This is a genomic window from Poseidonocella sp. HB161398 (assembly GCF_005870025.1).
Lineage (GTDB): Bacteria > Pseudomonadota > Alphaproteobacteria > Rhodobacterales > Rhodobacteraceae > Mangrovicoccus.
On the sequence record NZ_VATA01000247.1, the window covers coordinates 1 to 860 of the forward strand.

Genomic DNA, 860 nt, shown 5'->3' on the forward strand with positions numbered 1-860 from the left:
GGAGATCGGCGCCGGCTGGGCGGGCTCGCTGGCCATGGGGGCGGGCCAGTTCTGCACCAATCCGGGCATCGCCGTGGTGGCGAAGGGCCCCGAAGGCGACGCCGTGGTGACGGCCGCGGCCGGGGCGCTGGCCAAGGTCGCGCCTCAGGTGATGCTGACGGGCGGGATCGCCGCGGCCTACCAGGCGGGCCAGGCGCGGTTCCAGGGCCGCAACGCGGTCACGCCGGTGCTCGAGACCGAGAGCGCGGGGCGCGAGGCCTCGCCGAACCTCTACGAGACCGATGCGGACTCGTACCTGCAGGACCACGCGCTCGGCGAGGAGGTCTTCGGCCCGCTGGGCCTCGTCATCCGCACCGACACGGCGGAGCAGATGGTGACGCTGGCGAAGGGCTTCGAGGGCCAGCTGACGGCGACCTTGCACATGGACGAGGGCGACGCGGCCCTGGCGCGGCAGCTGCTGCCGGTGCTCGAGCGCAAGGCGGGCCGGGTGATGGCCAACAACTTCCCCACCGGGGTCGAGGTCTGCGACGCGATGGTCCATGGCGGTCCCTATCCGGCCTCGACCAATTTCGGCGCCACGTCTGTCGGCACCCTCTCGATCCGCCGCTTCCTGCGCCCGGTCTGCTTCCAGAACATCCCCGCAAGCGTCCTGCCCGAGGATATCGCCTGACCCGCCCCGGCCCCGTGGCCGCAAGGCCGCGCCCCGGGGCCGGGCTGCGCCAACCCCTTGAACCAGATGACCAATGCCGGACCCGGGACAGCCGGCTGGCATCCATGGGAGGATCCCGCATGAACGAGGAAACCCGCGAGAAGCTGAAGGGCGTGTCGGTGGCGACGCTGGCCACGGCGCTCTTCAAGCG

1 pseudogene is annotated in these 860 nt (G+C 72.1%); it reads left to right on the forward strand.

The features are described 5' to 3' along the window. A pseudogene (locus FGX59_RS37075) lies at positions 1-670 on the forward strand (aldehyde dehydrogenase (NADP(+))); the annotation flags it as partial. Positions 671-860: the final 190 nt, after the last annotated feature.